The sequence below is a fragment of the Rhodanobacter caeni genome (assembly GCF_039523575.1).
Lineage (GTDB): Bacteria > Pseudomonadota > Gammaproteobacteria > Xanthomonadales > Rhodanobacteraceae > Rhodanobacter > Rhodanobacter caeni.
Window position 1 is genome coordinate 80,286 of record NZ_BAAAFO010000004.1, and the last position, 25,412, is coordinate 105,697.

29 protein-coding genes are annotated in these 25,412 nt (G+C 67.7%); 16 read left to right on the plus strand and 13 right to left on the minus strand.

What is annotated here, in order from left to right; all coding sequences use genetic code 11:
- Positions 1-34: 34 nt before the first annotated feature.
- From ABD017_RS12880 to chaB, 3 genes are all read left to right on the plus strand, one after another.
- Positions 35-1,294, plus strand: coding sequence for a multidrug effflux MFS transporter (locus ABD017_RS12880; RefSeq protein WP_343883765.1), 1,260 nt, complete (start codon positions 35-37; stop codon positions 1,292-1,294).
- Positions 1,295-1,340: 46 nt separating this feature from the next.
- Complete coding sequence (locus ABD017_RS12885; RefSeq protein WP_343883188.1) at positions 1,341-1,802, plus strand: carboxymuconolactone decarboxylase family protein; 462 nt, start codon at positions 1,341-1,343, stop codon at positions 1,800-1,802.
- 106 nt (positions 1,803-1,908) lie between these two features.
- Complete coding sequence (gene chaB, locus ABD017_RS12890; RefSeq protein WP_343883189.1) at positions 1,909-2,136, plus strand: putative cation transport regulator ChaB; 228 nt, start codon at positions 1,909-1,911, stop codon at positions 2,134-2,136.
- Positions 2,137-2,169: 33 nt separating this feature from the next.
- Here the strand turns inward: chaB and ABD017_RS12895 are convergent, their stop codons facing one another.
- The 5 genes from ABD017_RS12895 to ABD017_RS12915 all read right to left on the minus strand — a co-directional run bounded on the left by ABD017_RS12895 (position 2,170) and on the right by ABD017_RS12915 (position 5,246).
- Positions 2,170-2,658: a hypothetical protein gene (locus ABD017_RS12895; protein WP_343883190.1), complete on the minus strand. Its 489-nt coding sequence runs from the start codon at positions 2,656-2,658 to the stop codon at positions 2,170-2,172.
- Between the two features lie 66 nt (positions 2,659-2,724).
- The gene (minE, locus tag ABD017_RS12900) at positions 2,725-3,015 is read right to left on the minus strand and encodes a cell division topological specificity factor MinE (RefSeq protein WP_343883191.1); all 291 of its coding nucleotides are present in this window, start codon (positions 3,013-3,015) and stop codon (positions 2,725-2,727) included.
- A 5-nt stretch (positions 3,016-3,020) separates the two neighbouring features.
- On the minus strand, positions 3,021-3,836 hold the full coding sequence (minD, locus tag ABD017_RS12905; RefSeq protein ID WP_343883192.1) for a septum site-determining protein MinD: 816 nt from the start codon (positions 3,834-3,836) through the stop codon (positions 3,021-3,023).
- Between the two features lie 34 nt (positions 3,837-3,870).
- Entirely contained in the window at positions 3,871-4,629 is a 759-nt protein-coding gene (minC, locus tag ABD017_RS12910) for a septum site-determining protein MinC (RefSeq protein ID WP_343883193.1), read from the minus strand.
- Positions 4,626-5,246: a GNAT family N-acetyltransferase gene (locus ABD017_RS12915; RefSeq protein ID WP_343883194.1), complete on the minus strand. Its 621-nt coding sequence runs from the start codon at positions 5,244-5,246 to the stop codon at positions 4,626-4,628. Before ABD017_RS12915 ends, minC begins: the two co-directional genes overlap by 4 nt.
- A 188-nt stretch (positions 5,247-5,434) precedes the next feature.
- Between ABD017_RS12915 and ABD017_RS12920 the strand changes: the two genes are divergently transcribed.
- The 7 genes from ABD017_RS12920 to ABD017_RS12950 all read left to right on the plus strand — a co-directional run bounded on the left by ABD017_RS12920 (position 5,435) and on the right by ABD017_RS12950 (position 13,842).
- Positions 5,435-6,661, plus strand: a complete 1,227-nt coding sequence (locus ABD017_RS12920) for a sensor histidine kinase (protein ID WP_343883195.1) — start codon at positions 5,435-5,437, stop codon at positions 6,659-6,661.
- 159 nt (positions 6,662-6,820) lie between these two features.
- Positions 6,821-7,462 (plus strand): response regulator, encoded by a 642-nt coding sequence (locus tag ABD017_RS12925; RefSeq protein ID WP_343883196.1) that lies wholly within the window; start codon positions 6,821-6,823, stop codon positions 7,460-7,462.
- 306 nt (positions 7,463-7,768) lie between these two features.
- The gene (locus ABD017_RS12930; protein WP_343883197.1) at positions 7,769-9,124 is read left to right on the plus strand and encodes an SRPBCC family protein; all 1,356 of its coding nucleotides are present in this window, start codon (positions 7,769-7,771) and stop codon (positions 9,122-9,124) included.
- Between the two features lie 160 nt (positions 9,125-9,284).
- Positions 9,285-10,217, plus strand: coding sequence for an ABC transporter ATP-binding protein (locus ABD017_RS12935; protein ID WP_343883198.1), 933 nt, complete (start codon positions 9,285-9,287; stop codon positions 10,215-10,217).
- Entirely contained in the window at positions 10,214-10,948 is a 735-nt protein-coding gene (locus ABD017_RS12940; RefSeq protein ID WP_343883199.1) for an ABC transporter permease subunit, read from the plus strand. Before ABD017_RS12935 ends, ABD017_RS12940 begins: the two co-directional genes overlap by 4 nt.
- Before the next feature lie 3 nt (positions 10,949-10,951).
- Positions 10,952-12,865, plus strand: a complete 1,914-nt coding sequence (locus ABD017_RS12945) for a Gldg family protein (RefSeq protein WP_343883200.1) — start codon at positions 10,952-10,954, stop codon at positions 12,863-12,865.
- 116 nt (positions 12,866-12,981) lie between these two features.
- Positions 12,982-13,842: a cytochrome c oxidase assembly protein gene (locus ABD017_RS12950; RefSeq protein ID WP_343883201.1), complete on the plus strand. Its 861-nt coding sequence runs from the start codon at positions 12,982-12,984 to the stop codon at positions 13,840-13,842.
- Between the two features lie 6 nt (positions 13,843-13,848).
- Here the strand turns inward: ABD017_RS12950 and ABD017_RS12955 are convergent, their stop codons facing one another.
- Both ABD017_RS12955 and ABD017_RS12960 read right to left on the minus strand, forming a co-directional pair.
- On the minus strand, positions 13,849-14,313 hold the full coding sequence (locus tag ABD017_RS12955; RefSeq protein ID WP_343883202.1) for a copper chaperone PCu(A)C: 465 nt from the start codon (positions 14,311-14,313) through the stop codon (positions 13,849-13,851).
- The gene (locus ABD017_RS12960) at positions 14,310-14,921 is read right to left on the minus strand and encodes an SCO family protein (protein ID WP_343883203.1); all 612 of its coding nucleotides are present in this window, start codon (positions 14,919-14,921) and stop codon (positions 14,310-14,312) included. Before ABD017_RS12960 ends, ABD017_RS12955 begins: the two co-directional genes overlap by 4 nt.
- 82 nt (positions 14,922-15,003) lie before the next feature.
- Between ABD017_RS12960 and ABD017_RS12965 the strand changes: the two genes are divergently transcribed.
- Both ABD017_RS12965 and ABD017_RS12970 read left to right on the plus strand, forming a co-directional pair.
- Positions 15,004-15,381 (plus strand): DUF423 domain-containing protein, encoded by a 378-nt coding sequence (locus ABD017_RS12965; protein ID WP_343883204.1) that lies wholly within the window; start codon positions 15,004-15,006, stop codon positions 15,379-15,381.
- Between the two features lie 55 nt (positions 15,382-15,436).
- Positions 15,437-15,850 carry a hypothetical protein gene (locus tag ABD017_RS12970; RefSeq protein WP_343883205.1) on the plus strand — a complete coding sequence of 138 codons (414 nt, stop codon included), beginning with the start codon at positions 15,437-15,439 and terminating at the stop codon, positions 15,848-15,850.
- A gap of 11 nt (positions 15,851-15,861) precedes the next feature.
- Here ABD017_RS12970 and ABD017_RS12975 read toward each other — a convergent pair whose 3' ends face one another.
- Positions 15,862-16,053, minus strand: coding sequence for a type II toxin-antitoxin system antitoxin (locus tag ABD017_RS12975; RefSeq protein ID WP_343883206.1), 192 nt, complete (start codon positions 16,051-16,053; stop codon positions 15,862-15,864).
- Positions 16,054-16,057: 4 nt separating this feature from the next.
- Complete coding sequence (locus tag ABD017_RS12980) at positions 16,058-16,933, minus strand: SPFH domain-containing protein (RefSeq protein ID WP_343883207.1); 876 nt, start codon at positions 16,931-16,933, stop codon at positions 16,058-16,060.
- Positions 16,934-17,073: 140 nt separating this feature from the next.
- On the opposite strand from ABD017_RS12980, the gene purT reads away from it, so the two are divergent.
- Together purT and ABD017_RS12990 are read left to right on the plus strand one after the other, a co-directional pair.
- Positions 17,074-18,255 (plus strand): formate-dependent phosphoribosylglycinamide formyltransferase, encoded by a 1,182-nt coding sequence (gene purT, locus ABD017_RS12985; protein WP_343883208.1) that lies wholly within the window; start codon positions 17,074-17,076, stop codon positions 18,253-18,255.
- A 33-nt stretch (positions 18,256-18,288) separates the two neighbouring features.
- Complete coding sequence (locus ABD017_RS12990) at positions 18,289-19,809, plus strand: FMN-binding glutamate synthase family protein (protein ID WP_343883209.1); 1,521 nt, start codon at positions 18,289-18,291, stop codon at positions 19,807-19,809.
- Between the two features lie 79 nt (positions 19,810-19,888).
- Here the strand turns inward: ABD017_RS12990 and ABD017_RS12995 are convergent, their stop codons facing one another.
- The 4 genes from ABD017_RS12995 to ABD017_RS13010 form a co-directional block, all read right to left on the minus strand.
- A complete protein-coding gene (locus ABD017_RS12995; RefSeq protein ID WP_343883210.1) occupies positions 19,889-20,599 on the minus strand; it encodes an arginyltransferase in 711 nt (236 codons plus the stop codon).
- A gap of 32 nt (positions 20,600-20,631) precedes the next feature.
- Positions 20,632-21,024, minus strand: a complete 393-nt coding sequence (locus ABD017_RS13000; RefSeq protein ID WP_343883211.1) for a hypothetical protein — start codon at positions 21,022-21,024, stop codon at positions 20,632-20,634.
- A gap of 43 nt (positions 21,025-21,067) precedes the next feature.
- A complete protein-coding gene (locus ABD017_RS13005; RefSeq protein WP_343883212.1) occupies positions 21,068-21,934 on the minus strand; it encodes an acyl-CoA thioesterase in 867 nt (288 codons plus the stop codon).
- Between the two features lie 71 nt (positions 21,935-22,005).
- Positions 22,006-22,572: an N-acetylmuramoyl-L-alanine amidase gene (locus ABD017_RS13010; protein ID WP_343883213.1), complete on the minus strand. Its 567-nt coding sequence runs from the start codon at positions 22,570-22,572 to the stop codon at positions 22,006-22,008.
- An 83-nt stretch (positions 22,573-22,655) separates the two neighbouring features.
- On the opposite strand from ABD017_RS13010, the gene ABD017_RS13015 reads away from it, so the two are divergent.
- A complete protein-coding gene (locus tag ABD017_RS13015; protein ID WP_343883214.1) occupies positions 22,656-23,183 on the plus strand; it encodes an alpha/beta hydrolase in 528 nt (175 codons plus the stop codon).
- Positions 23,180-25,366, plus strand: coding sequence for a bifunctional 23S rRNA (guanine(2069)-N(7))-methyltransferase RlmK/23S rRNA (guanine(2445)-N(2))-methyltransferase RlmL (gene rlmKL / locus ABD017_RS13020; RefSeq protein ID WP_343883215.1), 2,187 nt, complete (start codon positions 23,180-23,182; stop codon positions 25,364-25,366). The genes ABD017_RS13015 and rlmKL overlap by 4 nt, the downstream gene beginning before the upstream one ends.
- Positions 25,367-25,412 lie beyond the last annotated feature (46 nt).

Sequence of the window (25,412 nt, forward strand, 5' to 3'; positions counted from 1 at the left end):
GCGACTCCTGTTGCCGCCCGACGTTGCCGCTTCGATGAATCCACCCTCGCGCACGGCACGCCGCAGCCTTCCCTGGTTGCTGGCGGCGTTGTCGATGATCGGCCCGTTTTCGATCGACGCGATCTTCCCGGCTTTCCCGCTGGTCGGCGCCCGTTTCCAGGTGGACGACGCAGCCTTGCAGCAGCTGATCAGCGTCTACCTGCTGACCTATGCGGCGATGAGCCTGTTCCATGGCGCGATCTCCGACGCGATCGGGCGCAAGCCGGTGATGGTGGTGGGCATGCTGGTGTATGCGCTGGCCTCGGGGCTGGCGGCGGTATCCGGTTCCTTCGCGATGCTGCTGGCCTGCCGCGCGTTGCAGGGCGCCTGCGCGGGGGCGGGGCTGGTGGTGGGGCGCGCGGTGATCCGCGATACGTTCGAGGGACCGGCGGCGCAACGCCTGATGTCGCAGGTGATGATGATCTTCGGCGTATCGCCGGTGATCGCGCCGATGGTGGGCGCATGGCTGCTGCCGCTGGGTGGCTGGCACGGCATTTTCTGGTTTCTGCTGCTGTTCACCTTGCTGCTGGCGGCGGCTGTCGCGATCTGGCTGGAGGAAAGCCACCCGCCCGCGCGGCGCACCACGTTCGCGCTGCGCCCGCTGCTGGCCGGCTATCTGTCGTTCGGTCGCGACCGGCCGTTCTGGCCGCTGCTGATTTCCAGCTCGGTGAATTTCGCCGGGCTGTTCCTGTTCATCGCGTCGGCGCCGCGGATCGTGCTCGACCTGCTGCATCTGTCGGCGCAGGATTTTCCCTGGCTGTTCGTGCCCGTGGTGGTGGGGCTGATCAGTGGCGCCTGGCTTTCCGGGCGGCTGGCCGATCGGCGCAGCGTGCGTTTCACGGTCAACCTGGGCTATGCGGTGATGCTGCTGGCGTGCACGCTGCACGTGTCGCTGGCGGCGGCGCTGCCGCAACCGCGACTGCCGTGGTCGATGCTGCCGCTGGTGCTGCACGGCGTGGGCGTGCAGCTGGCGTTTCCCACGCTCACCCTGCTGCTGCTGGATCGCTTCCCCCAGACGCGTGGCGGCATTTCCTCGGTGCAGGCGTTCGCCAGCCTGCTGCTCAGCAGCGTGGTCGCCGGCGTGCTGTCGCCGCTGCTGTCCTCCACCATGTTGTCGCTGGCGCTGGGGTCGTCGTCGCTGACCCTGATCGGTGTGGCGGCGTGGTACTGGTACGGACGCATCAGCCGCGTCCCCATCGCGCCGGGCCTGGCCCGCGACGTCGAATTGCAGGCCCAGATCACGGGGCCGCGCTGATCCCACGAAGCATTGCCCATTCCATCCCTTGCCCGCGAGGAACCGCATGAAAGCACGTATCGATTTCCGCAACGCCGCCCCCGACGTGTTCAAGGCGATGCGCGACCTGGAAGCCGGCGTGCGCCGCAGCGCTCTGGAGCATTCGCTGCTGGAGCTGGTGAAGGTGCGGGTGTCGCAGATCAACGGCTGCGGCTACTGCCTGGACATGCACATCAAGGAGGCGCTTGCCGCCGGCGAGACCGGGCAGCGGCTGTACCTGCTGTCGGCCTGGCGCGAGGCGCCGTTCTACTCGCCGCGCGAACGCGCCGCGCTGAGCTGGGCCGAGGCGGTGACGCTGGTGTCCACCAATGAGCTGCCCGACGAGCTGTACGCCGAAGTGCGCGAGCAGTTCGACGAGAAGGCGACGATGGAGCTGACGCTGGCGATCATCGCCATCAATGGCTGGAACCGGCTGGTCAAGGCGTGTCGCACCGAGGTGGGCAGCTACGTGCCGGCGGCGGTTGCGTGAGGCCGCGCCGGGCTTTTTGACGGCTGCTTGACCGCCACGGGTCCAGGCTGCGGGGACGCCATCGATCCGGCAGGCCGGATCGCCGATCGCCTCACGGGAGCGCGCCATGCCTTACAAATCCATCAGCGACCTGCCCGACTCGGTGCGCGACAACGTGCCCAAGCATGCGCAGGAAATCTACAAGGAAGCGTTCAACAGCGCGTGGGACGAATATGCCGACAAGGACGAGCGCCGCGGCGACGCATCGCGCGAGGAAACGGCGCACAAGGTGGCCTGGTCCGCCGTGAAGAAGGATTACAAGAAGGGCGACGACGACAAGTGGCACGCCAAGTAGGCCGCGCGGCGCCCGCGCACCGGGCGAGGCCCGTCAGAGCAGTTGGCGCGAGGCCAGAAACGCCCGCGCTTCGGCGGCGTCGTTGTCGAACCAGGCGCGGGTCGAGCCCAGCCGAAAGGTGTAGCCCCACGCATCCATGTCGGCCATCAGCCGGTCGCGACCCACGCCGGGCAAGGCCTCGGCCAGCACGATCTGCAGGTAGCAGGTGGCGTCCTCCTCCTCGATCGAATCGGTGGCGTTGGTATGGACGTCCAGACGTCTTTCTGGCGGCATCACGATCAGGTGGCAGGCCTCGTGCAGCAATGAGTGCAGCGGCGTGTCCGCCCGGGCGTAGACCGTCGTGCCGATGATGCCGGCCTCCTCGTCGCCCCAGAAACTGCCGGGGATGGGCGCGCCGTCGTCGACGCGTTGCAACGTCAGGTTGTAGCGAGCAAGCAGCGCGCCGGGCGCGTCGAAGCCGAGTTCGGCCAGCCGCAACACGGTGTCGGGCGAACCGGCCGGAGAGGGGTGTTCGTAGGGCATGCGTGGCACGGTGGCGAAAGGCGGGGCGAGCCGGCGGTGGGCGCCGGCCCGCGGCCGTCGGGGCGCTCAGTCGGCGGTGGTGGCGTCGGTGGCGCCCGTCTTCGCCTTGCCGTCCGGAAGCGTCACCGACAGCTCCAGGATCTCGTGGCCGCTGTCACGCTCAAGGTTGATGTTGATGGCCTCGATGTCGACGTGCACGTATTTCTTGATTACTTCGAGCAGTTCGTTGCGCATCATCGGCAGGTAGTCGGGCGCGCCGCGGGAGGAACGTTCCTGCGCCACGATGATGCGCAGCCGTTCGCGGGCCACGCTGGCGGTCGGCTCGGGCCGGCGCTTCAGGAAATCAAGAATACCCATCGTGATCAACCTCCGAACACGCGCTGGAGAAAGCCCTTCTTGGGCACGTCGATGAAGCGCAGCGGGCGCTCTTCGCCGAGGAGGCGGGCCACCGTGTCGCTGTAGGCCTGGCCGGCGGTCGAGTTGGCGTCCACGATCACCGGCACGCCGTTGTTGGAGGCGGTGAGCACGTTCTCCGATTCCGGGATCACGCCGACCACCTTGATACCCAGGATCTCCTCCACGTCGCCGACGCTGAGCATCTCGCCGATCGCCACGCGGGCCGGGTTGTAGCGGGTCAGCAGCAGGTGCTGGGCGACCTGGCCCTCGCCGCGCTCGGCGCGCCGCGTCTTGCTGGCGAGCAGGCCCAGGATGCGGTCGGAGTCGCGCACCGACGACACTTCCGGGTTCACCACCACCACCGCCTTGTCGGCGAAATACATCGCCAGGTGGGCGCCTTTCTCGATGCCGGCGGGCGAGTCGCAGATGACGTAGTCGAAGCCGTCGGCGGAGAGCGCGTCGAGCACCTTCTCGACACCTTCCTGGGTCAGCGCATCCTTGTCGCGCGTCTGGCTGGCGGCCAGCACGTACAGGTTCTCGTAGCGCTTGTCCTTGATCAGCGACTGTTTCAGGGTGGCTTCGCCGTGCACCACGTTGACGAAGTCGTACACCACGCGCCGCTCGCAGCCCATGATCAGGTCGAGGTTGCGCAGGCCGACGTCGAAGTCGATCACGGCGACTTTCTTGCCGGCCATGGCCAGGCCGGTGGCGAGCGAGGCGCTGGTGGTCGTCTTGCCGACGCCGCCCTTGCCGGAAGTGACAACGATAATCTCAGCAGTCAAGAGCCCATCTCCGCAAGGTTGTTGTTGCAGCCGATCACAGTTTTGCGATCAGCAGTTTTTCGCCCTCGAGCCAGCATTGCACGGACCGGCCCTCGAGGTCGTCGGGAATTTGTTCGAACACGCGGTACTGGCCCGCGATGGCCACCAGTTCCGCCCGGAAATCGGACACGTAGATGCGTGCCTTCTCGTCGCCCTGGGCACCGGCCATGGCGCGGCCACGCAGGCCGCCGTAGATGTGGATGTTGCCGTCGGCGATCACTTCGGCGCCGTTGGCGATCGCGCCGGTGACGATCAGGTCGCGATCGCGGGCGTAGACCTGCTGGCCGGAACGCACCGAGCCGTCGTGATGCTGCGCGCCGAGGGCGTGGCCCGATTCGGGCGGCGCCAGGATCGGCTCCGGCCGCGCCACCGGTTCGGCCGGACGCGTTTCGGCGGCCGGAGCGGCGGCGGCCGGCTCGTAGGCGGCGCGGAACTTGGCGATCAACGGCAGGCCCATGCGGCTGGCCAGCGCCTCGGTTTCGCTGGTGCCGTAGGCCAGCCCCACCGGCAGCATGCCGGCGCTGCGCACCGCTTCGAGCAGCGCGTCGACGGTGCCGTCGTCGGGCAGGTGTGACAGGTGGCTGAGGTCCAGCACGACAGCCGCGCGCGAAAACAGCTGCGGCGCGGACCGCACGCGGCGCTCCAGTTCCTCGCACAAGGCGGCGGCGTCGACCCGGCGCACGCGGACGCAGGCGATGCCGACCTGGCCGAAGCGCAAATCGCAGGCGTCGGATGTTTCGGTCTTTACGTTCATGGGTGCTGTCTTCCTGCCGATGCGCGCGCGCCGGCAGCGGTCGGTGAAGGCATGCTGCGCTCGGTCAGCCACGGCACGTCGGGCAGGCCACCCTTGTCGAGCCAGGTTTCGCGCACGTAGGCGTAGCTGGGCAGGTCCAGCGCGAGCAGGCTGACTTGCGGGCCGTCCTTGCCCATGCGCTGCTGGCCCACTTCCTGGAAGCCGTAGGTGCCGTGGAAAAGCACGACGACATCGTCGCGCGGTTCCAGCAGTACTTCGCAGGTGAGCAGCGGCACGCGCACTTCGGCATAGCTGTGCACGTCGCAATAGAGCACGCGGCCAAGGCCGTGGCGGTGGTAGTTGTTGGCGATCACGATGCGGTCGATGTACATGAACTGCGGGTAGTGCTCGCCGAACCAGCGGTAGTTGGGGCTGTCGTACTGGCCGCCGTCGCGCAGGGCGATCAGGAAACCCGCCAGTTGCCCGTCGACCTCGGCCACGCGGAAGTATTCCGCGTGCTCGTAGAAATAACGCAACCGCGCGGAATCGAGTGCCAGGATGGAGCGGCCGGCGGCGTTGTTGAGCGCCAGCACCGCATCCAAGTCGTGCTCGCGCACGTCGCGGATGGCAAGAACCATTCGTTGCTCCGCTTGATGGAGTCGGGGAAAGGCCAACGCACGGCCTCGCAAAGTCGCCATTATGCCATGCGGCCATGCCCCGTACACCGGCGAAAGTCCATGTAAAACCTTTGTAAAGCGGTGGGCAGCACCGGTCGGCGAGGCGCGGCGGATTGCGCTGGAGGCCGGCTCGGCCAATGATGCGCGCCATGCGTTGGCCATTCTTCAATCACATCCGCCTGCTGCTGCGCTATGCGGGTTTCTTCACCTATCTGTCGGCCGGGACCCCGCTGGTCACGACCTGGGCGGCCGAGCGGCTGAACCAGCTGCAGCGGCCCAGTTTCTCGCTGCTGCTGTGGACGCTCTGCTACCTGGTGTTCGGGCTGATGTACTGGCTGCTGACCAGCAACCTGGGCTCGCGCCGGTATCCGGCGCTGAAGCTGCTGGGGCTGGCCCTGATGACGGCAGCGGCGGTGGCGGTGGGCTGGTACAGCCACAGCGGGCTGTCGGCCATGCTGATGGTGGTGGCCTCGGTGGTGCTGCCGTGGCTGCTGCCGTTCTGGATGGGCGGCCTGTGGCTGGTGCTGCAGCACCTGAGCCTGGTGGCGGTGTTCGCCACGTTTCCGGAGTACGACCACAGCATCACCATCGGTTTCGTGCAGGCCAGTGTCTACCTGGGCATTTCCGTGCTGGTGTTCACCACCTCGGCGATCGCCAGCCAGCAGGCGGAGGAGCGCGAGGAGCAGCGCCGCCTCAACTCGGAGTTGCGCGCGACGCGGGCGCTGCTGGCCGAGTCCAGCCGCCTCGCCGAGCGCATGCGCATCGCGCGCGACCTGCACGACGTGATCGGCCATCACCTCACCGCGCTCAGCCTCAATCTCGAAGTGGCCAGCCATCTCACGAACGAGGCGGCGGGCGCGCATGTACGCAAGGCGCAGAGCACGGCGCGGCATCTGCTGTCCGATGTGCGCGAGGCGGTGAGCGAATTGCGCCAGGACGATGCGGTCGACCTCACCCGGGCCCTGCGCACGCTGACCGACGGTGTCCCCGGCCTGAAAATTCACGTGGAGATGCCGCCGCGTTTCAGCGTGGAAGATCCGCGGCGGGCCCACGTGTTGCTGCGTTGCGCGCAGGAGATCATCACCAACGCCGCCCGCCACGCCGGCGCGCGCAACCTGTGGCTGGATTTCGCCTATGCCGAAGCCAGCGTGGTCGGCCTGCAGGCGCGCGACGATGGCCGTGGCGCGGCCCACGTCAAACCCGGCAACGGACTGTCGGGCATGCGCGAACGGCTGGCCGAGTTCGGCGGCAGCGTCACCCTGGATACCGGCGTCAGCCGCGGCTTTGCGTTGTCGGTGCGATTGCCGCTGGGGGAACACCCGGCACTGGCCCACGCACCCACCCGTTTCGACCCGCCGGCGCTGCGGATGCCCTGACGGGCGCGTCCCGCCAGCGGCACGGCGATGCCGGCGTGGAAGGTTGCGGCCAGCGGCCGCGGTTTTCCGTGGCCCGCATGGACATGCAAGAATGCTGCGTTGACGGGGGCGATGCGCCGTGTCGACACCGCCCATGGGCCTACTGCTTGAGGATGCGCGATGATTTCCGTTTGTCTCGTCGACGACCAGAATCTGGTGCGCCAGGGCGTACGTTCGCTGCTGGATCTCGCGGCCGACATCCGCGTCGTGGCCGAATGCGCCGACGGCGCCCAGGCGATACGGGAGATTCCGCGGATCAAGCCCGACGTGGTGCTGCTGGACCTGCGCATGCCCAACATGAGCGGGCTGGAAGTGCTGCAGACGCTGGCGTCGCGCAACGAGCTGCCGCCCACCATCATCCTCACCACCTTCGACGACGACCAGCTGGTCCTGCAGGGCCTGAAGGCCGGTGCGCGCGGTTACCTGTTGAAGGATGTGTCGCTGGAGCAACTGGTGGAAGCGGTAAGGGTGGTGGCCGGCGGCGGCTCGCTGGTGGCGCCGATGGTCACCCAGCGCCTGATGGCCGGCGTGGCGCGCATGCAGAACCAGTTCACCAGCCTGGAGCAGCCCGACCCGTTGACCGAGCGCGAAACCGAGATCCTGCGGCTGCTTTCCGGCGGCTACAGCAACAAGGAGATCGCCAACTCGCTGAAGGTGGCCGAGGGCACGGTGAAAAACCACGTGTCCAACATTCTCTCCAAGCTGGGCGTCCGCGATCGTACCCGTGCCGTATTGAAGGCGCTGGAGCTGGGCATCGTCTGAAACGGCGTCGTCCCGCGGCGACGGTTCGTTTTCGGCCGGGCGCCGCGGCAGCGGGCGAGGGCGGAAAGCGGCTCGCCGCGGCTGCCGGAACGGGGTTCAGGGGCCGTTTCCCGTGGCCATCCATATGGATATTCCCGGCAATAGCGTTCCAGCCCGCGAGCAAGTAACATCCGTAGCTTCGGCAATTGCCGACCCCCTTTTTGCGTCCCTGCAGTGGCTCATGGGAGGCACCGCGCCACGCGGTTGGGGAGACCATCCTGGTACTGCCATCCTGGTACTGCGTAGAGACGTTCGGAGACCCTTGGAATGATGCGTGTCCTTGAATTTTTTGTTGCCCTGATCATCGTCGCCCTGGTCGGCGTGGTGGCGGGTGTGGTCATGCCGGGCCACGGTCACGTGGAGCGGTCGCTGGTAATCGGCAAGGACATGCGGCAGGTCTACGACGTGCTCGACAATCTTCGCCGCGTGCCCGAGTTCTCGGTGCTGCGGTCGTACGATCGGAATACCAAGTTCACCTTCTCCGGCAACGCCTACGGTCCCGGTGCCGAGCTGAGCTGGAGCAGCAGCAACGAGAAGGTCGGCAACGGCAAGCTGACGATCGCCAGCGCGACGCCGTCGTTCGACCAGATCACCAGCGCCACCAAGACCGCCAGCATCGTCTGGAACCTGGACAACGACTGGCGCGGCCAGGACAAGCACTTCACCCTCGACCTCGAGCGCCAGGGCAGCCGCGGCCAGCTGACCGAGGTCACCTGGTCCTATGACGTGGCCTACGGCTGGAACCTGGTCAACCGTTTCGCCAACCTGTACATCCACGGCGATCCGGACTCCTTCGTGGACGTCAGCCTCACCAACCTGCAGAACGCGCTGGCGTCGGTGCCCAACATCGACTATTCCGAGCTGATCCCGTACATCGTGCAGACCCAGCAGACGCCGGTGTTGCTGGTGCCCACCTCGATCGCGCGCAAGGACGGCCTCGAGGGCTTCGATGCGGCCACCGAGAAGGCCGTGGCGCAGTTGCAGGCCACCGCCAAGAAGCTGGGCGTGAACGTGACCGGTCCGCGGATCGTGTTCACCACCAACTACGGCGACCAGACCTACACCTTCGATGTGGCGCTGCCGATCGACAGCACCAGCGTCACCATCAACGGGCAGGCCGAGCAGCTGACCCCGCCCACGCCGCCGGCGCTGGGCGTGCCGGGCGCGGCGCCGGCCGAAGCGAGCAGCAGCGCCGAGGCCGACAGTGCCCCCCTCGCCGTGGACAGCCGTGATCGCTACGGCCGCCTGGTGGTCGACGGCAATGTCCGCGCCACACTGGCCTTCGGTGGCCCCGCCCTGCGTGGCATCTGGAACGGCACGTTCGCCGGTGTGCCGCAGACCCGCGACATGCTGAAGGCCTATGCGCAGACGCATGGCTACACCTTCGACGACGTGGTCAACCGCCCGTACAACATCCAGACCAAGGTCGGCGACAACGTCGAGACGTACTCGCAGTTCGAGATCTACCTGCCGCTCAGCAACGCACCGGACCAGACTCCGGAGCAGGCCGCCGGCATGAAGCCGCCGTCCCTGGAGGAGGCCCCGGCCGAGGCCGGTTCGGCACCGGCTCCGGCCAGCAGCGTGGCGCCGGCCAGCAGCAGCGAAGCGCCGGCAGGCGAGTAAGCAGCGACCGCGGCACCAGAGAAGGGCTCTTCCTGACGGAGGAGCCTTTCTTTTTTTGCATTCGGTCAGCCCTTCGCCGAACGCTTCACCGCTTGCGGTACATTGTTTCGATGGCGGCGGCGCCTCGAGCGCAGCCACCGTTCCCGATCCCCGACCGGACATGATAGAAACCGATCATCTCACCCGTTGCTATGGCCACCTGACCGCGGTGGATGCGCTGAGCATCCGCGCCGAGCCGGGCCAGGTGCTGGGCCTGCTGGGGCCGAACGGGGCAGGCAAATCCACCGCCATGCGGATGATCGCCGGCTTCCTGGCGCCCACCTCGGGCACGGCGCGGGTATGCGGCTACGACATCCGGCGCGAACCGTTGCAGGCAAAGCGGGCGCTGGGTTATCTGCCGGAAGGCGCGCCCAGCTACGGCGAGCTGACGGTGCGCGAGTTCCTGCAGTTCATCGTGCGCATGCGCCGGTTGAAGCCGGACGTCGGTTACCGGCGCGTCGACGAAGTGGTGCACCTGCTGCAACTGGACGACGTGCTGGAGCAATGCATCGACACGCTGTCCAAGGGCTTGCGGCGGCGGGTTGGCCTGGCCCAGGCGATCCTGCATGACCCGCCGGTGCTGATGCTGGACGAGCCCACCGACGGCCTGGACCCGAACCAGAAGCACGCCGTGCGCCAGTTGATCGACACCATGGCGCGCGAGCGCACCATCCTCATCTCCACGCACCTGCTGGAAGAAGTGCACGCGCTGTGCAACCGCGTGGTGATCATCGCGCACGGCAGCCTGATGGCCGACGCCACCCCGGCGGAGCTCGAGGCGCGGTCGCGCTATCACGGCGCGGTATCGTTCAGCGCGCCGGGCAGCGGCGTGTCGCAGGAGATGCTGGGGCGGTTGCCGCAGGTTGCCGCGATCGAGGTGGACCCGCTGGACGGGCGCATCACCGTATTCCCGAAGCCCGGCATGCGCATCCTGGAGCCGGTGCAGATGCTGCTGCGCGAGCAGGGGCTGGAGGTGTCGGAGATCCAGCTCGAACGCGGCCGGCTGGACGAGGTTTTCCGGCAGATCACCACCGGCACGGCGGGCGTCGCATGAGCCCGGTCAGCGCGGTGCTGCGACGCGAGCTGCGCAGCTATTTCGTGACGCCGGTGGCGTACGTGTTCCTGGTGATCTTCCTGGTGCTCGCCGGCATCCTCACCTTCTACGCGGGCGATTTCTATGCGCGCGGCCAGGCCGACCTGCAGCCGTTTTTCGTGATGCATCCGTGGCTGTACCTGATCCTGGTGCCCGCGATCACCATGCGCATGTGGGCCGAGGAAGCCAAGGGCGGCACGCTGGAGCTGCTGCTGACGCTGCCGGTGACGTTGTGGCAGGCGCTGCTGGGCAAGTTCCTGGCGGCGTGGCTGTTCATCGGGCTGGCGCTGGGGCTCACCTTTCCCATCTGGATCACGGTCAACTATCTCGGCTCGCCGGACAACGGCGTGATCCTGGCCGGTTACCTGGGCAGCTGGTTGATGGCCGGCACGTTCGTGGCGATCGGCGCGTGCCTGTCGGCGTTGACGCGCAGCCAGGTGATCGCGTTCATCCTCACCGCGCTGGTCTGCGTGCTGCTGATCCTGGTCGGCCAGCCGCAGGTGCTCGAATTTTTTCAGGGCACCTTGCCGCGCAAGCTGATCAACGCGGTGGCACACCTGAGCATGCTGCGCCATTTCGGCTCGATCGCGCGCGGCGTGCTCGACCTGCGCGACATGCTGTATTTCCTGCTCAGCATCGTGGGCTGGCTGGTGGCCGGCGTGTTGCTGCTCGACCTGAAAAGGACGCGCTGACCCATGCCGCGCCTGCGCTTGCCCGCCTTCCTGACCCGGCCGCGCCAGCTGACGCGCAGCTCCCTGCTGTACATGGCGCTGGCGTTGCTGGTGCTGGTGTTCGTGCCGCTGATCGTGACCACCAGCCGCTGGATGCATGCGGTACGCATCGACCTCACCGCCGACAAGCTCTACACCTTGTCGCCCGGCACGCTGCACATCGTCGATGGCCTGCAGCGGCCGCTGAAACTCACCTTGTACTTCTCCGAGCACGCCACGCGCGACCTGCCGCAACTGCGCAGCTACGAGCAGCGCGTGCGCGAGATGCTGCAGGAAATGGTGGCGCGTTCGCACGGCCGGATCCGGCTGCAGATCATCGACCCGGTGCCGTACTCCGACGACGAGGCCAATGCCGAAGGCAGCGGGCTGACGGCCGCCAGCGGCGGCAGCAATGGCGAGCGGGTGTTCTTCGGCCTGGCCGGCAGCCGGCTTTCGCCCGACAGCGAGAACGGCGCCATCAACCAGGTGCCGGAAAAGGCATTGAGCATCGCCTTCTTCGACCCCGCGCGCGAGGCGTTCCTGGAATACGACATCGCCAAGCTGCTGTATGAGCTCGACCAGGTGCGCAAGCCGCCGATCGGCGTGATCAGTTCGCTGCCGGTGGAGGGCAAGCCGATCCTGGGGCAGCAGCCGTGGGCGGTGATGCGCCAGCTGGGCCAGCTGTTCGATCTGCGGATGCTGGACCCGGCGCAAGTGAAGCGGGTGGACCCCCATCTCAAGATGCTGTGGCTGATCCAGCCCACGCACCTGTCGGCCGACGCCTTGTACGCAATCGACCAGTACCTGTTGGGCGGTGGTCACCTGGCGGTATTCGTCGATCCCGATGCCGAGATGCAAGGCTCTCCGTACGACGTCGGTGGCGTCTTGCCCGAACACAGCTCCGACCTGCCGCGGCTGTTCGCGGCATGGGGCGTGATGTACGACCCGCGCAAGGTCGTGCTGGATCGTTCGCGCGCCCTGCAGATCGAGCTGGCCGGCAGCAGCCTCAACCATCCGGCGATGCTGGGCCTGGGTGCGCAGGAGCTCAACCGCAACGACGTCATCACCGCCAGCCTGCAGCGCGTGAACCTTTCCACGGCCGGCTATTTCGAGCTTGCCGCCGACGCCAGCACGCGGCTGATTCCCCTGTTCCAGAGCACCGGCGATGCCGAGGCGGTTTCCACCCAGCGCACCATGCAGGCCAGCGCCGACCCCGCCTCGCTGCTGCAGGACTACCAGCCCGACAACGTCCACTATGTGCTGGCGGCGCGGCTGCAGGGCCCGTTCCACAGCGCGTTCCCCGAGCGCTCGGGCGAGAGCGGCCATCTGGTCGCTTCGCGCGGCAACGCCGAGGTGGTGCTGGTGGCCGACACCGATCTGCTCAGCGACCGGTTGTGGGTGGAGACGCAGAACATCCTGGGCCAGCCGATGATGAGCGCGTTCGCCAACAACGGCGATTTCGTCGCCAACATGGTGGACAACCTCAGCGGTTCGTCCGCGCTGCTGTCGATCCGTGGCCGCGCCACCTCGCAGCGGCCGTTCACCCGCGTGCAGGCCTTGCGCAACGTGGCCGACCAGAAGTTCCTGCAGAAGAAGCAGGAGCTGGAGCGCGAGCTGGCCGACACGCGGCGCCGGCTGGAGGAGCTGCAGCCGCCCAAGGGCGCCAACAGCGACACGCTCACCACCGAGCAGCGCCGCGAGATCGAGCAGTTCCGCCAGCGCCAGATGGTGATCCATACCGAATTGCGCAACGTGCAGCACCAGTTGAACGCGGAGATCGACGCGCTGGGCCTGCGCCTGAAGTTCATCAATATCGTGCTGGTGCCGGCGCTGGTGATCCTGATCGGCCTGCTCTACGGCTGGCGGCGCACGCGGCACAGCCGGCGCCGGCGCTCGTGAGGGCGGCAATCTGCCGCAAGCCCGCCGTGCCCGCGGCACGGACTCCGGCGTCGTGCCCGATTATGCTGGCGGGATCGCACTGGCCCGTCCGTGCGGATTCGTAGTGGTGTCCTGACGTGATCGCAACGCTGTTGAAATGGATCGTGCCGTGGGAGTTCTCGTGGATCTTCCTGGTGTCTTTCGCGCTGGCCTGCGTGCTGTACTGGCGCGGCAGTCGCCGCGTGCCGGTGAGCTTTGCCCGCAAGCTGGCGTTCTGGAGCGGCATGGCGATCATCTACCTGTCGCTGCACACCTATCTTGATTACTACGCCGAGCACGAATTCCTCGTGCACCGCGTCCAGCAATTGCTGCTGCACCATCTGGCGCCACTGCTGATCGTCACCGCGTTCCCCGGTACGGCGCTGCGCGCGGGCATGCCGTTCTCGTGGCGCATGCGGCTGTGGGTGCCGCTGCGGCGTTCGTGGCCGTGGCGCGTGGTGACCGGCGTGCTGCTCAATCCCACCGTGGCTACGGTGCTGTTCATCGCCTTCATCCTGGTGTGGCTGATCCCCTCGATGCAGACCCTGGCGATGCTGGACTGGCGCATCTACCGCTTCATGAACTGGAGCATGCTGATCAGCGGATTCGCCTACTGGTCGCTGGTGCTGGACCACCGGCCGCACCCGCCGGGGCGGATGACCGCCGGGCTGCGCGTACTGTCGCCGGGGATCACCATGACGCCGCAGATCGTGGCCGGCGCCATCATCACGTTCTCGCACACTGATCTCTACCCGATCTTCGAGATCTGCGGTCGCGCGTTCACCTTCAACGTGCTCACCGGCCAGCTGATCGGCGGCGTCATCATCTGGGTGCCGTCGGCCCTGCTGGAATCGATCGGCGCGTTGATGGCGCTGCGCCAATGGCTGCGGCTGTCACGCAACGGCCGCCTGCCGCGAAGGCCGCCGCCGCGTCGTACGGAAGTGGGCCATTCCGCGTAGCGCCGTTCAGTGACCGGCGTGCGGCTCGCCCGCATCGATGGCATTGGCCGGGCGCGCCAGGAAATCGGTGGCCAGCGTGCTGCCGTCGCTGAACGTCAGCGTCAACCGGACGGTGTCGCCGGGTTTCACCGGCGTCTTCGCCTTCATCAGCATCAGGTGGTAGCCGGCCGGGGCCAGCGCCACATCGCCATGCGCCGGCACGGTCAGTGTGTCGACCATGCTCATGCGGCTCATGCCGCCCGCGGTCGAGCTTTGATGCAGCATCACCTCGGCGTAGGCCGCGCTGCTGGCGCCGGTCAGGGCCACCGGTTGCGCGCTGTCGTTGTGCAGCGTCACGTAGGCGCCGGCGGGGAGGTCGCCGGGCAGCACGCGAATCCAGGCGTGGCTGGCGTGGACGTGGTCGGCCGCGCTGGCCTGCACGCCGCCGGCCAGCAACAGGCTGGCGAGCACAAGCGGCAATCGGTATTTCATGGCGTGGCTCCGGTGTCGAGCAGCAGGTGCAGGTCGTGGACGAGGTCGTCCTGCGAGGCCGATGGCGTGGCCAGCAGGCGTGCCTTGCCGTCGCGGTCGAAAATGTAGATGGCCGAGCTGTGGCTCACCTCGTAGTTGCCGTCGGGGTCGCCCGGTTCGCGGGTGAAGGCCGAGCGATAGCGCTTGCTCAAGGCCTCGACCGCGCGCGCGCTTCCCACCAGCCCCACCGCGCGCTTGTCGAACGCGTTCACGTAGGCATGCATCACCGCGGGCGTGTCGCGCGCCGGATCGACGCTGACGAACAGGATGCGCGCACCGTCCGCCAACGGCCCCAGCCGCTGCATCACCACGTGCAGCTGGGCCAGGGTCAGCGGGCAGACGTCGGGGCAGTGGGTGTAGCCGAAATAGAGCAGCACCACCTTGCCGCGATAGTCGGCGCCGGTCACCGCCTTGCCGTTGTCGTCGGTGAGCTTGAAATCCAGGTTCGGCATGTGCCCGCTGATATTGGTCAGCCGGAACGGCGGCTGGTCGTGCCGGCACCCGCCCAGCAAGGCGCCAACGGCAAGCAGCAACAGCAGCGCAAGGCACGTCAGGTAGCGGGGCTTCATGCGAAAATCCGGAATCTTCATCCGTTCAAGCATACGACACCGACCGCGCCGCCGGGCCGGTTCGGCCGGAGATCCGCCGCCGATGCGACAACCTGCCCATGTCCGTCCCGCTCTGCTGGTCGGCCTTGCCGGCGCCAGCGCGGTGCTGCTCGGCGCGTTCGGTGCACATGCCTTGCGTGGCGTGCTGGATGCCCGCGGCATCGAGCTGTGGCACACCGCGGTGGAGTACCACGCCTGGCATGCGCTGGCATTGGCCCTCGCGGTCGCGCTCGGTCGCGGCCGCGGTGGCCGGCTGGCGACCGCGGCGTTTGCCGCGGGCATCGTGCTGTTCAGCGGCAGCCTGTACGCGCTCGCGCTGGGCGCGCCGCGCTGGGTCGGCATCGTCACGCCGTTCGGCGGGCTGGCCTTCGTCACGGGATGGCTGGCGCTGGGGTGGGCGCTGCGGCCGCGTCACGAATAGTTCCGGCGCGTGTCATGCGGCGGTCATCGTCGAGCGGCAGGGTGCCGGCATGGACATGCGCATCTCACCCTGGCGTCGCTCCGACCTGACCGCGTGGACCGGACAAGGGCCGCGCCGCCTGCGCCGATACGGCCTCGCGCTGTTCGTGTTGCTGTCGGCGTGGCTGTCGTGGTCGTGGTTTTCGGCACCCGATGAAACCGGCGCGCTTCCCGCGGTGAATCAGCTGGTGCATTGGCAGGATGCCGCGCATGACTGGCTGCTGGTGATCGATCCGGCAACGCGCGAACTGGTCGTCTACGACGCCGACGACGGTCGGCCGCTGCGGCGCCTGGGTGCCGCCGACGGCCTGCCGCCGGTACGTCGCATCGCACAGCTGGGGCCATGGCTGTTCGTGAGCGGCGGACCGCAATCCGGTGGAAGCCTGCTGAGGCTTCCGCAGTTGCAGCCGGTGACGATGGCCGGGCGATGATCGGGCTGTCGTCAGCTCTCGTCGCTGTCGGGCGCCGGCTCGGTCTTGCCGGCCTTCAGCCGGCCGGCCTTGCGCAGCGCCTCGCGCAGCACGTATTCGATCTGGGCGTTGACGCTGCGCAACTCGTCGTCCGACCAGCGTTGCATGGCCTCGAGCACGGCGGCGCTGATGCGCAGCGGATAGGCTTTCTTGTCGCCGGCCACGGAGCTAGTACAAGGTGCCGGTGTTCAGCACCGGCTGGGTGCCGCGTTCGCCGCACAGCACCACCAGCAGGTTGCTGACCATCGTCGCCTTGCGCTCCTCGTCGAGCTCGACCACGCCTTGCGCGCGCAGCTGCTCCAGCGCCATGCCGACCATGCTGACCGCGCCTTCGACGATGCGGGTGCGGGCGGCGATGATCGCGCCGGCCTGCTGTCGCTGCAGCATGGCCTGGGCGATTTCCTGGGCGTAGGCGAGGTGGCTGATGCGCGCCTCGATCACCTCGACGCCGGCCTTCTCCAGCCGCGCCTGGATCTCGTCGCGCAGATGGTTGTTGATCACCTCGCCGTGGCTGCGCAGTGAAGGCTGGCCGTCGTCGTGGGCGTCGTACGGGTAGCTCTGCGCCATCTGGCGCAGCGCGGATTCGCTCTGGATGTGCACGAAATCCTCGTAGTCGTCCACGCAGAACACCGCCTCGGCGGTGTCCAGCACCTGCCACACCACCACCGCGCCGATCTCGATCGGGTTGCCGTCGTTGTCGTTGACCTTCAGCTTGCCGCTCTCGAAGTTGCGCACGCGCAGCGAGATGCGCTGGCGCGAATAGAACGGGTTGGTCCAGCGCAGGCCCTCGATGCGCACGCTGCCGGCGTACTTGCCGAACAGCTGCAGCACCTGCGCCTCGTTCGGCGCGACCTGGAAAAAGCCCTTGAGCAGAAACACGTCGATCGCCAGAACGATCATGCCGGCAAGCAGCTGCGCCAGCGGCGGGGCTTCCGGATGGCCGTGGATGGCGCCGACCACCAGCCACACGCCGATCGCGGCCATTGCCAGGCAGAAGCCGACGAAGGGAATGCCGGCGACGGAAAAGCCTTGATGTTCGTTCATGAGTGGTCTCCCCAGAGGTGGGAGAAGTAGATATCAAAATGATATCCAATGCAAGCAGGCTTCCGGCGCGCCGCCCGTGCGGCCGCCGGAGCCCGCGCGCGGCCGCATACAATGCCGGTTTGTCCGCACCGGAGACTCCCGTGAAGCCATTCGGCACGCCCCATACCGACCATGCCCTGCGCGTGCTGCTGCTGGGCGCCGGCGAGCTCGGCAAGGAAGTGGCGATCGAGCTGCAGCGCTATGCGGTGGAGGTGATCGCGGTGGATCGCTATGCCGACGCGCCGGCGATGCAGGTCGCCCATCGCAGCCACGTCATCGACATGCTGGACGGCGCCGCGCTGCGCTCCGTGATCGAGCTGGAGAAGCCCGACCTGGTGGTGCCGGAGATCGAGGCGATCCACACGCCGACCCTGATCGAGCTGGAGAAGGAAGGCCAGCGGGTGATCCCCACCGCCCGCGCCGCGTGGCTCACGATGGATCGCGAAGGCATCCGCAGGCTGGCGGCCGAGGAGCTGCAGTTGCCGACATCGCCGTACCGCTTCTGCGACGACGAAGCGCAGTACCGCGAGGCGGCCGCCGCGATCGGCTATCCGTTCGTGGTCAAGCCGGTGATGAGTTCATCCGGCAAGGGCCAGAGCGTGGTGCGCAGTGCCGACGAGCTGCAGCATGCCTGGGAGTACGCGCAATCCGGCGGACGTGCCGGCAAGGGGCGGGTGATCGTCGAGGGCTTCGTCGACTTCGATTACGAGATCACCATGCTCACCGTGCGCCACGTCGACGGGGTGAGCTTTTGCGCGCCGATCGGGCACCGGCAGGAGCACGGCGATTATCGCGAATCGTGGCAGCCGCAGCCGATGAGCCGGGCCGCCCACGCCGAAGCGCAGCGGCAGGCGGCCGCGGTCACCGGCGCGCTGGGCGGCTGGGGCGTGTTCGGCGTGGAGTTTTTCGTCAAGGGGGATCGGGTGATCTTCTCCGAGGTCAGCCCGCGGCCGCACGACACCGGCCTGGTCACGCTGATCTCGCAGGAGTTTTCCGAGTTCGCGCTGCATGCGCGGGCGATCCTGGGTCTGCCGATCCCGGTGATCCATCAGCACGGCCCCTCGGCGTCGTGCGCGGTGCTGGTGGAAGGCAATGGCGCCGGGCCGCGCTACCACGGTGTGGCCGACGCGCTGGCCGAGGCGGATACGCAACTGCGCCTGTTCGGCAAGCCTGCGGTCAGGGGGCGGCGCCGCATGGCCGTCACTCTGGCGCGTGCCGATACACTGGAGGCGGCGGTCGACAAGGCCGTGCGCGCTGCCGCGAAGTTGCGCGTCGAGCTGTAGCGCAAGCGTCCAACACACACCAAGGAGCACCGCATGCCATCCACCGGTTTCGCGCACTGGCTGATCGTCCTGGTCGAGACGCTGGCCGCGCTGTTCGTGTTGCTGCTGGCGCTGTTCGTGGTGGTGCTGCTGGTGACCTGGCTGGTGGACCGCAACCAGACCGGCAACGCGGTGCTGCGCAATTTCCCGGTGATCGGCCACTTCCGTTACTGGTTCCTGCACCTGGGCGAGTTCTTTCGCCAGTACCTGTATTCCAGCGACCGCGAGGAAATGCCGTTCAACCGCGCGCAACGCACCTGGGTATACCGCGCGGCCAAGAATGTGGACAACACCGGTGCGTTCGGCTCCAGCCGCGACCTGCGGGGCGAGGGCGTGCCGTTCTTCGTCAACGCGCCATTCCCCGATCTGGGCGTGGACCACGTCGAACCGATGCCGGTCACCATCGGCCCGTATGCGCGCGAGCCGTACAGCCATGCGGCGTTCTTCAACATCTCCGCGATGAGCTTCGGCGCGCTGTCCGCGCCGGCGGTGCGCGCGCTCTCTCGTGGCGCGGCCAAGGCGGGCATCTGGATGGATACCGGCGAGGGCGGGCTGGCGCCGTACCACCTGGAAGGCGGCTGCGACATCATCTTCGAGATCGGCACCGCCAAGTACGGCGTGCGCACGCCCGAGGGCAAGCTGGACGACGGCAAGCTGCTGGCGATCTGCGCCCATCCCCAGGTGAAGATGGTCAGCATCAAGCTCGGTCAGGGCGCCAAGCCCGGCATGGGCGGCCTGCTGCCGGGGGCGAAGGTGACGGCCGAGATCGCGGCGATCCGCGGCATCCCGGTGGGCGAGGATTCGCAGAGCCCGAACCGTCACCTGGACATCGGCAACGTGCAGGAACTGCTCGATGCGATCGACCACATCCGCGAACTGACCGGCAAGCCGGTGGGTTTCAAGGCGGTGCTGGGCGGGGTCGAGTGGATCGGCCAGATGTGCGACGAGATCGCCCGCCGCGGCATCGAGAGTGCGCCGGATTTCATCATCGTGGACGGCTCCGAGGGCGGCACCGGTGCGGCGCCGCAGACGCTGATGGAAGGTGTGGGCCTGCCACTGCACGAGGCGCTGCCGGCCTTGCTTGATATGCTGATCGTCAAGGGGTTGCGTGAACGCATCAAGGTGGTCTGCTCGGGCAAATGCATCACCGCCTACGATGTGGCGTGGGCGTTGTCGGTAGGCGCGGATTTCGTCAACTCTGCCCGCGGCTTCATGCTGGCGCTGGGCTGCATACAGTCGCTGCAGTGCAACCGCAACACCTGTCCCACCGGCATCACCACGCAAAACCCAAAGCTGCAGCGTGGCCTGGTGGTGGCGGACAAGAGCGAGCGGGTCTTCCACTACGCCCGCAACGTGATGCACGAAGTGGGCATCATCGCGCACAGCTGCGGCGTGGCCGAACCGCGCCAGCTCAACCGCAGCCACTGCCGCGTGGTCGGCGACGACGGCCTGTCGATTCCGCTGGAGAAATTGTTTCCCTACCCGTTGAAGCTGGAAGTGAGTGAAGAGAAGTGAGGAGTGAGAGAACGGCACTCCGCAGTCGAGTGCGCGAGGGAGTCGAAAACGCTTTTACTCACTCCTCACTCCTCTTTACTCACTCCTCGCCCAGCGTTTTCCAGCCATCGGGGCGGCGCACCTGCAGCGGCCGGAAGCGGCGCTTGTAGTCCATCTTCGGGTGGCCCTCGATCCAGAAACCCAGGTACAGCCACGGCACGGCGCGCCGCCGCGCCAGCGCGACCTGTTGCAGGATGGCGAACGTGCCCAGGCTGCGCGATTGCTCCGTCGGGTCGAAGAAGGTGTACACCGCCGACAGTCCGGCAGGGCACACGTCGGTCACCGCCACGCCCAGCAGGCGTGGCCCCAGGCGCAGTTCCAGGAACAGGGTGGGGCTCCATGGCGCGGTGAGGAAGCGGGTGAAGTCGCTGGCCTCGGCATCGTCCATGCCGCCGTCGGGGTGGCGGCTTTTCAGGTAGCTCGCGTACAGCGCGTGGCGTTCGGCCGTATAGCCGGCCATCGCCTCCACCACGGTGAGGTCGGCATTGCGCTTCAGGCAGCGCCGCTGCGAGCGGTCGGGGCGGAAGTTTTCCGCATCGATGCGACATGGCGTGCAGGCGTTGCACTGCGGGCAGTGCGGAAAATAAAGGTGTCCACCGGCGCGGCGAAAGCCGCGCTCCAGCGCCGGGCCGTACAGCGCATCGAGCTGCGGCGCGGCCGGGTCGATCACCAGGTTCTGCGCGCTGCGCCCGGCGAAATACCCGCAGGGGTGCGGCAAGGTCTGGAACAGGCGGACTTGTTCGGAGCGCATTGGCTGATTCTATGCCTCCCGTGGGTGGCACTTCAGATCACGTGCATGTAACGCAGCATCACCATTGCAAACGCCGCCAGCAGCACGGCCAGCGCGATCCGGCGCGCCCGCGCCACGGCGTTCTTGCGCTTTGTGACGGGCGAGGGGTTGCGTGCTTCGGCCAGCTCCTCGCCATGGCGGATCACCGGCTCGATGCCCAGCTCGCGCAGCAGCACGCGGGCGCGGGTGAAATCATCGGCACGGGTGACCCATACCTGCGGCCAGCGATTGCGGTCGTCGAACTGCGCCGAATAGCTGAAGCGATCGTAGCTGGGCCGGTTGTACCGGGAGCGGTTGGTGACCGTGCTTTCGATGTCGTGCTCGGCCAGCAAGGCGACCACGCGATCGATGTTTTCGGCACGGGGGGAGGTGTAGATCAGGCGCATGCGGGCAGTCTAGCAGGCTGCCGAAAGCAAGCCGCGCGGCTGGTTATTCCGCCCGCAGCCGGATCAGGCCTTCCTGCGCGGTCGATGCCACCAGCACGCCGTCGCGGCTGAATATCTGCCCGCGCGCCAGCCCGCGTCCGCCCTGGGCGGTGGGGCTGTCGAAGGAGTACAGCAGCCATTCGTCGACGCGAAACGGGCGATGGAACCACAGCGCATGGTCGAGGCTGGCCATCTGCACGTTGTGGGTCAGGTAGGAGATGCCGTGCGGCAGGGTGGCGGTGCCGATCAGGTGGAAATCCGAGGCGTACGCCAGCAGTGCGCGATGCAGGATGGCCGCGTCGTCGATCGGCGAGGTGAGCTTGAACCAGATGTGCTGGATCGGCGGCCGCTTGGCCGGGTGGCGCTCGTCGCGCGGCCACACCTGGCGAAACTCGAACGGGCCGTCGATACCCAGCCAGCGCTGCAACTTCACCGGCAGCCGCTCCAGCTCATCGGGCGGCAGGGGATGCAGTGGCTCCACGTCCTCGGGCGCGGGCACCTCGGGCATGGTGGTCTGGTGCTCCACCCCGTGCTCGGGCAACTGGAACGAGATCGAACCGTTCAGGATCGGCTGGCCGTGCTGGATCGCCACCACCCGCCGCGAGGAAAACGTGCCGCCGTCGCGGGTGCGCTCCACGTTGTAGACGATCGGTGCCTCGATGTCGCCGGCGCGCAGGAAATACGCGTGCAGCGAATGCGCCTCGCGCGCCACGTCCACCGTCTGCTGCGCCGCCGCCAGCGCCTGGCCGAGCACCTGGCCGCCGAACACGAAGCGGGTGCCGATGTCGCGGCTCTGGCCACGGAACAGGTTGTCCTCCAGCTGCTCCAGTTGCAGCAGTTCGACCAGTTCGGCGACGTGGTTTGGCGACATGGGGAAGGCTCGCGACGATGACGAAGGCGCGATTATAGGTGACCGGCAATACTTGCCGGTCTGGGGAGCACCTACGGGTGGTCGCCACCGATCCGCAGCAAGCCGCTGTCGCGGAGCACGGCATCCCAGGGAAACATCGGCCCCGGATCGAGCTTGCGGCGGATTTCCAGCGCGGGGTCGTCGGTCGCCGGCATCATCGCCGTATCCAGGTCCTCGTGCCCGGCGATTTGCGTGAGGTTGGGGAAACTGCCGCGCAATTGCGCCAGCAAGGCGCGCAAGGCGTCGATCTGGAGGGCGGGATAGGGCTCGGTCATGGACTGCCGCCGCGAATCCCACCAGTCGGGATAACGCCCGCGGTTGACCAGCTCGATGCCGATCGAGTGCTCGTTGTGGCCGCGCACATGGTGGGCCACGCGCTCGCCCGGCGCATAGCGACAAATCGTGCCGTCGCGGTCGATGTAGTAATGGCCGCTGTTGCCGGTGCCGCTGGCGTGCAGCACGCGCTCACCGTATTCGCGGGCCATCGCCAGGTCGGGCAGCTCGGTGCAGTGGATCACCACCAGATCGACCGCCTCGGCGGCCCGCTCGGGCAGCAGGTCCACGTAGGGCAGCGGTTGCTCATGGATGCTCGGGTTCATGCGCGGCAGTTTCGCATGCGGCCGGCCGGAAACGCCGCCTGTTACCATGCGCGCCTTGCATCATGCCGCCCCAGGAGTCCGCCATGCGCGGCCACGTCATACTTTCGCATGGCTCCGATTCCAGCCCGGATGCCACCAAGGTCAGCGCGCTGGCCGCGCTGGCCGAATCGTTGGGCTGGCAGACCCAGCGGCCCGATTACGGCGCCGATGACGCGCACGGTTTTGCCGGATCGGTCGCGCCACGCGTCGCCCGCCTGCGGGCGGCGATCGAGGCATTGGATGTGCCACCCGTATTGGTCGGTTCCAGCATGGGCGCGTTCGCTTCCGCGCTGGTGTCACTGGCGGTGCCGGTGGCCGGTCTGCTCTTGCTGGCCACGCCGCCAGCGATCCCTGGCTATGCGCATGCGCTGGATTTGCGCCGCGACGTGCCCACGATGCTGATTCATGGCTGGCGCGACGACGTCTGTCCCGCGTCCGACGTGCAGGCGTTTGCCGCCGCACGCCGCCTGCCGCTGCTGATGCTGGACGACAACCATCGCCTGGGCGCCAGCATGCCCGCCATCGCGGCGCAGTTCCGCCTGCTGCTCGACACCGTGGCGGCTGCCGCATGAACGCGTATTTCGCCACTTGCCCCAAGGGGCTGGAATACCTGCTGCGCGACGAGCTGGTCGCGCTGGGCGCCAGCGATGTGCGCGAGACGCTGGCCGGCGCGCATTTCTCCGGCACGCTGGAAACCGCCTACCGCGCCTGCCTGTGGTCGCGCCTGGCCAGCCGCATCCTGCTGCCGCTGGCCGAGTTCGATGCCGCCGACGAGGACGCGCTTTACCGCGGCGCGCAGCAGATCGACTGGAGCGAGCACCTGGCCGCGCACGGCACTTTCGCGGTGGACGCGGGCACCGCGCTGAGCAAGCTCAACCACAGCCAGTTCGTGGGCTTGCGGGTGAAGGATGCGGTAGTCGACCAGTTCCGCCAGCGCGACGGCAACAGGCCCGGCATCGACACCGAGGAGCCGGACATCCGCATCAACGTGCGGCTGCGCCGTGATCGCGCCACGCTGTCGCTGGATCTGGCCGGCTCGCCGCTGCATCGCCGCGGTTGGCGCGAGCTGCAGGGCGAGGCACCGCTGAAGGAAAACCTGGCCGCGGCGATGCTGCTGCGCGCGCGCTGGCCGGAAATCTACGCGGCCCGCGGCGCGCTGCTCGATCCGATGTGCGGCTCGGGCACCTTGCTGATCGAGGGCGCCCTGATGGCGGCCGACGTGGCGCCAGGCCTGCGTCGCGACTATTTCGGTTTCCTCGGCTGGCAGCAACACGACATCGCGCTGTGGCGCGGTCTGCTGGACGAGGCGCGCCAGCGCGCCGAAACCGGCCTGCGCGCCTTGCGCAGCGCGTTCTTCGGCAGCGACGCCGATCCGCGCATGATCCAGACGGCCAAACGCAACGCGCAGGAAGCGGGCGTCGCCGGGTTCTTCACCCTGGACCGGCTCGACGTGACCCACGCCAGGCCGCCGGCAGGAATCGCCTCGGGCCTGGTGATCACCAACCCGCCGTATGGCGAGCGCCTGGGCGATCGCACCGAGATGCCCCGGCTGTACCGCGCCCTGGGCGAAACCTTGCGCACGCATTTCAACGGCTGGCGCGGCGCCGTGCTGGCGGGCGACGTGGAGCTGGGCCGCGCGATGCAGCTGCATGCGGACAAGCGTTACGTGCTCTACAACGGTGCGCTCGAAACCGTGCTGCTGACCTTCGACCTCAAGCCGCGCGACACGGCGCCGCGCGAGCCGAAGCCGCTGTCGGCCGGCGCGCAGATGCTGAAGAACCGGCTGGAAAAAAACCTGCGCCATCTGCGCAAGCGGCTCAAGCGCGAAGGCATCCACTGCTGGCGCGCCTACGACCAGGACCTGCCCGAATACGCCGCCGCGATCGACGTCTACGGCGACACCGGCGGCGACGATCACCTGCACATCCAGGAATACCGCGCGCCCGCCGAAGTGCCGTCCGAGGTGGCGCGCCTGCGCCTGCGCGAGATCGCGCGCGTGGCTGGCGAGGTGCTGGGCGTGCCGCGCGAACGCATCGCGATCAAGACCCGCGAGCGCGGCAAGGGCGGCTCCAAATACGGCCAGCTCGACCAGCGCGGCGAGTTCATCGAGGTGGAGGAGGGCGGCCTGAAGTTCCTGGTCAATCTCACCGATTACCTCGATACCGGCCTGTTCCTCGACCATCGCCTGGTGCGCGCGAAAGTGCGCGAACTGGCCGAGGGCAAGTGCTTCCTCAACCTGTTCGCCTACACCGCCACCGCCAGCGTGCACGCGGCGGCCGGTGGTGCGCTGGAAACCACCAGCGTGGACCTGTCCGCAACTTATCTGGAATGGGCCTCGCGCAACCTGGCGCTGAACGGTTTCAGCGGCGCCAGCCATCGGCTGATGCAGTTCGATGCGCTGGATTTCCTGCAGCGCGACCGCGGCCATTACGGGCTGATCTTCGTCGACCCGCCCACCTTCTCCAACTCCAAGCGCGCCGAGGATTTCGACGTGCAGCGCGACCACGTGAAGCTGCTGGAGGCCTGCAACGAGCGGCTGACGCGCGATGGCGTGATCGTGTTCTCCAACAATTTCCGCCGCTTCAGGCTGGACCGCGAGGCACTGGAAACCCACTTCGACGTCGAGGACTGGAGCGCGCCCAGCATCCCGTTCGATTTCGCCCGACGCGCCGATATCCACGGCTGCTGGCTGCTGCGCCGGCGCAAGCCCGAGCCGGGTATCAACCCGTGGGATACGGCGCGCATCAAAAAGTGAACCTTTCAGTCCATATTAAGCGTGCGCGGATGAGCATGGCGGCGTA